Raw genomic sequence first — 8441 nt, 5'->3', positions numbered from 1 at the left:
CAATTATGTCCCGTTCGGCTTTGAGCGCCTCCAGCTCCTGGCGAACCGCTGCCGTGTCTTGGGCAACCGAACTCTAGGCCTTTGCCAACAACGCCCAAGCCCGCATCGCCGCCCCGCACATGGATAGCGGCAGGGTCCGCCCCCATTGCCCATGGTGCGGAAAGGGCAGCGTGTCAGCGTCGCGGCCGGAGCGGCGGCACGGCGCATAGACCCGGCCAGCCGCAAAGGTGGCGGTGATCCACTCAAAGCCCGACGGCAGTAGCGTCCGCGCCGCCGCCTCGTCGGTCGTGTAAGGCGGCACCGGACCGGAGCGATCAATTGCCTGGTGGATGGTCCTGTCCGCAACGGCGCTGCCGGCTTTGACCACAGCCAGCCGGTCGGCGATGCGGACCAAGCGATCGAAGGGGCTCATCGTTCCTTCTTCGGCACCGCCCGCATGTAGCGAGGCAACCGCTCCTCATTGAGCCAGAGATCGACCAGCGGCGTGATGGTCTCGGCTGCGCCGAAGCTGTGATCATGGAGCGGATGCTCCGGCATCACCAGGCGGCAGACGTGCCCGCCCTTCTGGTAGTCGATGATGGCGCCGCGGTAGCGGGAGGAGAGACCGCCCAGCGGGCCTCGTCAGCGGTGAGCTCGGGCTCAGGGTGAGACGCTGGTGGAGGTGGATCGGGGAACAGGGTTATGCGGCAGGGTAGTGGGTGGGTGCGGTCTCTTAACCGCCCTGCCGATCAAGGTATTCAGCTAGCGCAGCGCCGGCGCCTCAGGGGTGTGGGCGGTGCCGGGAGCTTGGGCCCGGGCGGAATGCTCGCCGCACAACGACAGGCAGGCTCTGCGCACACGACCGGCCCGGTCGCAGCGGGTGGAGGCCAGGAGGACCACATCACCGACTGGCCATGTCTCGCAGCAGGACTGAGCCCTCGCCCGGCACTTTCCGCTCAAGCCAGCCGAGCTGGGTCACCGAGTTGCCCCACGCCACAGCCCCGAGACGTCCCCAAACTCGGCGAGGGCGAACAGCAGCACCACCAGCAGCACCACCAGCAGCACCAGCCCGCAGAATACCTAGCCCAAAACGGCAACCCAGCTGCGGCAGTTTTGTTGCTGGCGGCGCCCTCGGCGCGTTAACGTCCATCCGATCCGCACGCCTAACTCGTTATGGGCTGGCTCTATCAGCCCCTCTCGCTGAGCCTGCTCCAATAGGTTCGTGCTCTTTTTCGTGCCGTCTCCGGCCTCGCGCTCTGGACCTAGCATCCAAAAGCCCAACACACCGCTTGCCCATGAGCTGTTCAAGGTTCATGCCTGTTCATGCAAAGTGGGAGACTCCGCTGTTGGCCATCAGCACCTTGCTACGAGGCTGGCGTTCACCGCAGGCCGAACTCTCTGAACCACAACTGGGTGCTCCACATCTGTTCGGGGAAGAACCTGAGCTGATGCGCCGGGTTTTCGCAAACGGCTGCTGTCGCTACCTCGAGTTCGGTATCGGTGGGTCAACCCTGCTCGCCCTGCGGAGCGGAGCCGAGATCGTCGTTGCGGCGGATTCTGACCGGCGATGGGTGGAAGTGGCACGAACTCACCCAGAGTTGGCGTCACGGGTCGCTGCCGGCCAAGTCCGCTTGGTACACGCCGATATTGGCCCGACTACCGACTGGGGGCGCCCAGCCGGAAATACTAAGCAGGTCTGGTGGCCGAATTACCTGGCCCGGCCTTGGGCAGAGTGGGAGGCGCTCGGCGTCTTGCCGGATCTCGTCTATGTGGACGGGCGGTTCCGTGTCGCCTGTTGCCTTTCCATCCTATTGGCCTTCGCCGACCAGACCGAGGCACCACGAGTGATGGTCCACGATATCGGTCCCGAGCGGCCTTACTACGGGGCTATCTTCGAGTTTTTCGAGACGGTCGATTCGGTCGGCAGCCTGCATCTGCTACGTCGCCGCCCAGGCATCTCAACACTCCACGCGGTCACACGCCTGCTGGAAGCCCAGTTCGACGAACGCTGAACCGGGTTGCCACCTGGTCTGAACGCTTGTGGTGGACACCTTGTGGAGCCGGTCACAGATTGTCGTTGCGCCCTAGTAGTACTGTCTGAAGGCAACGAGGCACTGCTGCGGGGCTCGCGGTCCGAGCTCGGACCTCCCCGCGCTGTGGTCAGGGCGCCGGGAAGAAGGCGTCAGTACGGCCCAGCAGGCGGTAAGCGGCCAACCCGATCCATTCCCGGATCGCCCATTCCACCTGGCCAAGCCGGGCCTCGAAGGGGGCATCATACCAGCTTGGTTTTGTCAGAGCTCACGCCAGTTGGGCGTTTCGCCAGCCGAGGCGGCTCCGGTGATCCACAAGCCATTCAGTTCGAACATGCTGACCTTGGCTTTGGCAGGCGTGGCCTAAGATCGGTTTGATCGGCTGACACCAGCACATCGCCGGCTTTCAGCCTCTCGCCACCTTTCCCAAGCGCGCATCGCCGCTCACACAAGGCCAGCAGCTAACCTGCGGAGCGCGGTCCTTACCGCATGTGACCGAATGCATCGATGGCTCTGGAAACCGAACTCGAGGCTACAACTCCGCTGGTAGGGGTCGGAAGGTTCGCTAGTTTGAGGCTCGCTCGCGCAGCGTCATTGCGGTCCAACATTCTGAAAGGCATGAGTTTAAAAGCAGCCGCGCCGGCAGCTGGGATGGACCGGCAATCGTTGCGCAATTGGCTGCTCCGCTCCAATACCGGAAGCGTCAAGCTGAAACGCAAAATAGAACATTACAGATCGAATCTGTTCTCAATTGAAGGTAGATTTACTAAGATGATTTCCGCCCTCCAGGTGTGGGCTTGTCCGGTCCAGATGAGCAGGAAGGGTGTTCCACTGTAGAGGAGATTGGACCTGGCCGACGGAAGTGGAGCATTAAATCGACGAAACATCGCAGCGTTGAGTGCCGAAAGGTTGAAGGTTGCGATGGGGGACCGCCATCGCACGAGGCGCCCCCCGAAGCTCTCCACACTCCTCGCTGGCCTGGTGGCGATTGCCCTGGTTCCTGCTCTTCTCTCAGGAGGAGCGGCCGTGTGGGCTGTTGCGAGCAGCCGACAAGAGGCGGCCGAAGACCGGCTTCGGACAACTGCGCGTGCCCTGGCCCTTGCCGTAGACCGCGACTTCGGCGGCATTGTCGGCGCCCTTTCGGCCTTCGCAACCTCGCCAGCCCTTGGCCAGGATCCGCTTCATCCGCGCGACCCCGTCGCCCTGCACGCGCAAGCGATGCGGATCGGCCAGCAATATGCGGCAACGGTTGCGGTTCTAGCTCCGGATGGAGAGCAGGTGCTCAGTTCTCTCCGTCCGCTTGGCATCCCCATGGCGCGTGCGACCTCTTCGGCAGCGGTCCAGAAGGCTCTCGCTTCGGGGCAGCCTGCGGTCGGCGACCTCGTCATTGGCTCGCTCTCAGGCCGACCGGTGGTGTCGGTCGCTCTTCCCCTGATGGATGAAGCGGGCCGGGTCGCGGGCGTCACCGTCGCCGCCATCAGCGCCCGCCGGATCCGAGACCTCCTTGTGCGCCAGACCTTACCACAGGGTGCGTTCACCGCCGCGACCGACTCCCGCGCCGTCCTCGTCGCACGCTCCGACGCTGAGCACGACCGCCTTATCGGCCAGCGGGCGCCCTCAGAGAATGTCCGGCAGTTCATAGGACGGGAGGGCGGCTTCTACCGCGGTGTGTCGCTCGATGGTAGGGAACACGTCTTTGGTTTTGCCGCCGTACCCGCCGCAGAGGGTTGGACCATCTTCGTCGGCGAGCCCGCCGCCCACTTCGATGCGGCTTGGCGCGGACCGCTCCTGGTGCTTCTGGGCAGCAGCGCCGTTGCCCTCCTGCTTGGCGGACTCGCGGCCACACTCGCCGCACGCCGCATCCTTCGCCCCGTCCAGCACCTGAGCCACCACGCTCAGGCACTTGCGACGGCCGGGGCGAAGGTCATGGCTGCCAACATTCCGCCCGCTAGCGTCGCGGAGTTGGAGGTGCTGCGGCTGGGCTTCGCGGAGGCCGAGGCTGCCGTGGGGGCGAGCGCAGGCGCGCTCCGCTGCCTGAACGAGGAGCTCGAGACGCGGGTGCGGCAGGAGGTTGCAGCGCGCGAGGAGGCTCAGGGGCAGCTTGCGCATGCCCAGCGCATGGAAGCGCTCGGTCAGCTTGCCGGCGGCATCGCGCACGACTTCAACAACGTCATTCAGGCTGTCGGCGGCGGTGCAAAGCTGATCGAGGGTTCGGCTGACAACCCGGCCCGGGTGCGGCGCATTGCGGCGATGGTCCGCGAAGCATCCGGGCGGGGAGCTGCCGTGACGCGCCGCCTACTTGCGTTCTCCCGCCGAGCGGACCTCCGCGCCGAACCGCTGGATGGCCAGGACTTGCTCGTGGGGATGCAGGAGGTGCTCTCGCACACCCTCGGAGGCGGGATCCGGGTGGAGGTAGAGGTTGAGGCCGGCCTTCCCCCGCCGCTCGCCGACAGAGGACAGCTCGAGACGGTTCTAGTGAACCTCGCCGCGAATGCGCGGGATGCCCTGGAGGGCCAGGGGACGATCACGCTATCTGCCACCGCGGCGTTGGTCGCCGGGGAGAACGTCGGCGTTCCGCCGCAACTACGGCCAGGTGCCTATGTGTGCCTGTCAGTCCGCGATGCCGGGGTTGGCATGTCGCCCGAGGTGCTAGCGCGGGCGACGGAGCCGTTCTTCACCACAAAGCCGAAGGGCAAGGGCACGGGGCTTGGCCTCGCCATGGCTCGCGGTTTTGCGGAGCAGTCAGGCGGAGCTCTCGCGGTGGAGAGCGAGGTCGGCAGTGGTACCTCCGTATCCCTTTGGTTGCCGGTTGCGGACGAGGAACCGCAGGCGACGGGACACCAAGCCGCGGACGGTGCCACCGATGCCTCGCACAGACACGGGCGCCTCTTGCTCGTTGATGATGAAACGGTGGTGCGCGACATCACCGCCGAAGGCTTGAGGGCGGCAGGTTTTACCGTTCGTGCCGTCGACGGGGCGGGCGAGGCGCTGGCGGCGTTGGAAGCAGGCGACGAGGTCGACCTTCTCGTCTCCGATCTGTCCATGCCAGAGGTAGACGGCTTAACCCTGATCCAGGAGGCGCAGCGTCGGCGGCCAGGGCTCCCCGCCATCCTGCTGACCGGCTACGCGACGGATGCGGCGGAGCTCGCGATGGGCGGTGCGCTCAGCGGCACCTTCTCGCTTTTACGCAAGCCAATCGACGCGAGAGCGCTGTCTGATCGGGTGGCAGTGCTGCTGGAAGCGAGGCAGGCAGATAGGAAGGTGCGAAACGTCGTGCCTGAGTGACGCTGCTGGACAAGCAAAACTTCCTAGGCAAGCACGGTGAAGCACGTTCCGGGTCCCTTGGCGGAGCCCACCTCCAGCTCGGCCCCGATCCGCTCGAGCATGGCCCGGATCACTCGCATCCCGAGCCCGCCACCGCCGCTCCGCGGCCGAGTGGCCCAATCCGACGGCAGCCCACGCCCGAAGTCGCACACCCGTACCGCCACCCCCCCATTCGGGCGCGACCTTGCGCTTACCTCAACCCGGCCCGGCTCGCCGGGCCCGTAGGCGTACTTGAGTGCGTTGGTGACGAGCTCGGTCGCCACCAGCGACAGCGCCACCGCCGTCTGGCTCGGGACAGTCAGCCCGGGGTCAGCCTCGACCTCCAGTCGCTGTGCTGCGCCGGCCACGCCGGCTTCAAGGTCGCCGCAGAGCCTGCGCAGCGTCTCGCCAAGGTCGACGCTCTCCATGTCCGCCGATTGCTGCAGGCTGTCGTGCACACGCGCCACGCTCATCACCCGCGCGTAGGTGTCCTCGAAAGCGGTTCGAGCCGCCGGATCAGCGACGGTGCGCCCCTGCAGCCGCATCACCCCCGCGACGATTTGCAGCGAGTTTTTGACCCGGTGATCGATCTCGCGGGCCAGCACCTTCTGCTGCTCCAGCGCTCGCGTCAGCGCTTCGCGCTCCACGCCGAGCTCGGCGATGCGCCGGACCTGGCGCAGCACGACGCCTTCCATCGTTGCGGCGAACACCCCGGCCGTGCCGACCTGCCATGGCGCCCATGGCTCGGCCCGGCCGCGGCGTTCCTCGACCCAGCGCTCGAAGGAGCGCCGCGGCAACACGGTGCCGGTCGCGGCATCGGCCAGTACTGGCTTGCGAGGATCGCCGCCCCACACCACGGTCGAGGCCACCTCCGGGCGGAACCAGAGCAGGGCGTGGTCGGACTCCTCCGCCTCCCCGTCGACCAGCACTGCGAGCAACCCGCTGGCCTTCGCAGGCCAAGCGGCGGCTGAGGCGTAGTGCTCCGACAGCTGACCCGTGGCGAACACCCGCTCCCCGGCGGGTAGGGACCGGCGTAGCCAGTCCACCAGGCCAAGGATGGCGTCCGGCGGCGGCGTGGCGCCTACGGAGGCAACCCGTCCACCGGCTACCATCGCCGCTCCGCCAGCGCCGAAGAGGTCCGCAAGCGTCACCCTACCACCCCGACCGTCGCCGGAGGTGAGCGCCACAACGAGGTCCTCCGAGGCCGCCACCCTGGCCAGCAGTGCGTTCCGCGCGCTGAGGGAGTGCTGCTGCTCCGCCCACAGCCGTTGGCTCTCGAGTTCGTGGATCCGCAGTGCGAAGCCGTCCGTGACCAAGCCGGCGAGTGCTCGGGTCTCGGGTGTGACGTAGTGCGGCCTGCGGTGGTGCCCGATGACGAGCCCCCAAAGTGCGCCCTCCACCAGGATGGAAAGCGACATTGAACCGTTCACGCCAAGGTTCCGCTGGTACTCGAGGTGGACGGGCGAGAGGGCACGCGACTGGGCGAAGCTGAGGTCGACCGACTCATTAGCCATGGTCGGCTGCCCTCGCACGGCCGCAGGAACGGCGTCTCGGTCGACCACGAAGCGGGCCGGGCTTTTGGTGTAAAGCGCTCGTGCCTGCGCCGGGATATCGGAAGCAGGGAACCGCAACCCGAGCAGCGACTGCCCCCAGTCGGCCGCCCTGTCCTCCGCGATCGCCTCGCCGTTCCACTCCGGGTCGAAGCGATAGACCAGCACCCGCTCGAAGCCGGTCATCGCGCGGACCTCGCGCGCAACCACTGTCGCCGCCTGAGCCAGGGAGCCCGCCGCGCGCAGGCGAGAGACGGCGTCCTGCGCCTGGAGTGGAGTGGCGGCGTCGAAATCCTCCGGTCGCTCAGGCACCCGCTCTAGCTCGACAACGAGCCGGCCGTCGTAGAAATGCACCGCCGTCAGGAACGGCGCCTCCCGCGAGCCGAGTCTCACCAAGTGCCGCAGCGGACGGGCGGGGTCCGTGAGGGCGCCAGCGGCGAGTGCTTCCCGGATTGAGGTCACCAAGTTCTCCGGCAACACGTGAGCGAGTGGGCGTCCGACAACTGAACCCGGCCCGGCACCGCCGAGGGCATCGGCGGCGTTGTCGCTGCAGGCCCTGACGGGCAGGTCCGGCTGCCCTGGATCGCAGGCCAGCATGACGGCGTGCGGCTGCACCGCGCCGGTAAGGTGGATCGGCTCCCGCTCGCAAAGGCTCGGGTCAACAGGCTCAGCCCGGGCGCGTCGAGCGACGGCCTCGAAAGCCGCCTCGGCAGCGAAGCGGTGCCGGCTTGGTGGCACAGTGCCAACTGGGCGGACCACGATCCAATAACGGTCTGGCTCGCGCGCCTGGAGCAGCCGCACTTCGACTTGGATGGGGCGCGGCGCGAAGCCGAAGGTAAAGTGGAGGCAGCCATCGAGCGCTCCGCGCCGCACGCCCTCGAGAAAGCGGCCGCGGAAGGCGGGTAGGTTGGTGCAGGGCGCCACGTCCCGGAAGAAGTCGCGCCCGACCACCGCCTCGGCGGACCGTCCCGAAATGCGGCTCTCGGCGGCGCTGTAGAAGACCACCCGCCCCGTCCCGTCCCGTCCACCTGAACCACGCCGAAAGAGAGCGCGTCGAGTTCGTCATGGCTTAGGTCATCGAGCCGCGCGACGACGTCCTCGTGGTCGGGTTTGGCATCAATTCCGTCCTGCTGCAGGGGCATACACACACCGTTCCACTATCACTTTGAGTTCTGTCGCCGTTCTGTTTGCTGGACCGGGCACATGCCGTTCGTGCTTTCAGCTATCCGCTCTCAACCGGGTTGTCATGCATCGTAGAGACTCGCCAAGGGAGCGTGTGATCATGCTGCTGCCTCTAACTCCCAAAAAGGGAAGAAAGCGGTTGTAAAAAGCTTACCGCTTCTAGGGCTGGCTCACCTCCGTGAACGTACATGACGATCAAAGCTACGGCTGAATTGGGTCGAGTGCAGCTGTAGCACTAGCTGTTTGGTCCCGGGATTTGGTGGTGCGGGTCATGGATGAACCTGGATGGCTCTTCTGCCCAGGCTTTGCAGATGGCTTCTTAGAGTCCATCCGGGATCATATTGTTTCCTGACATAGCCTTCGGAGCATGCGGCGGGCGGAAGCCCATCGCAGGAAG

5 protein-coding genes are annotated in these 8441 nt (G+C 66.4%); 2 read left to right on the top strand and 3 right to left on the bottom strand.

All coding sequences use genetic code 11. The annotated features are described in order from the left end of the window. Positions 1 to 73: 73 nt before the first annotated feature. Together JMJ56_RS31830 and JMJ56_RS35150 are read right to left on the bottom strand one after the other, a co-directional pair. On the bottom strand, positions 74 to 412 hold the full coding sequence (locus JMJ56_RS31830; protein WP_202835892.1) for a hypothetical protein: 339 nt from the start codon (positions 410 to 412) through the stop codon (positions 74 to 76). Continuing rightward, a complete protein-coding gene (locus JMJ56_RS35150) occupies positions 409 to 537 on the bottom strand; it encodes a hypothetical protein (RefSeq protein ID WP_268885184.1) in 129 nt (42 codons plus the stop codon). The genes JMJ56_RS31830 and JMJ56_RS35150 overlap by 4 nt, the downstream gene beginning before the upstream one ends. Positions 538 to 1325: 788 nt before the next feature. On the opposite strand from JMJ56_RS35150, the gene JMJ56_RS31825 reads away from it, so the two are divergent. Then, positions 1326 to 1991 carry a hypothetical protein gene (locus tag JMJ56_RS31825; RefSeq protein WP_202835891.1) on the top strand — a complete coding sequence of 222 codons (666 nt, stop codon included), beginning with the start codon at positions 1326 to 1328 and terminating at the stop codon, positions 1989 to 1991. Between the two features lie 1044 nt (positions 1992 to 3035). Continuing rightward, positions 3036 to 5294: an ATP-binding protein gene (locus JMJ56_RS31820; protein WP_202835890.1), complete on the top strand. Its 2259-nt coding sequence runs from the start codon at positions 3036 to 3038 to the stop codon at positions 5292 to 5294. 23 nt (positions 5295 to 5317) lie between these two features. On the opposite strand, the gene JMJ56_RS31815 is transcribed toward JMJ56_RS31820, so the two are convergent. Further along, complete coding sequence (locus tag JMJ56_RS31815; RefSeq protein WP_202835889.1) at positions 5318 to 7867, bottom strand: histidine kinase dimerization/phosphoacceptor domain -containing protein; 2550 nt, start codon at positions 7865 to 7867, stop codon at positions 5318 to 5320. Positions 7868 to 8441: the final 574 nt, after the last annotated feature.

The organism is Belnapia arida (genome assembly GCF_016773205.1).
GTDB lineage: Bacteria > Pseudomonadota > Alphaproteobacteria > Acetobacterales > Acetobacteraceae > Belnapia > Belnapia arida.
The sequence above is the reverse complement of the archived record's forward strand: the minus strand, read 5'-3'. Positions and strand labels throughout refer to the sequence as shown.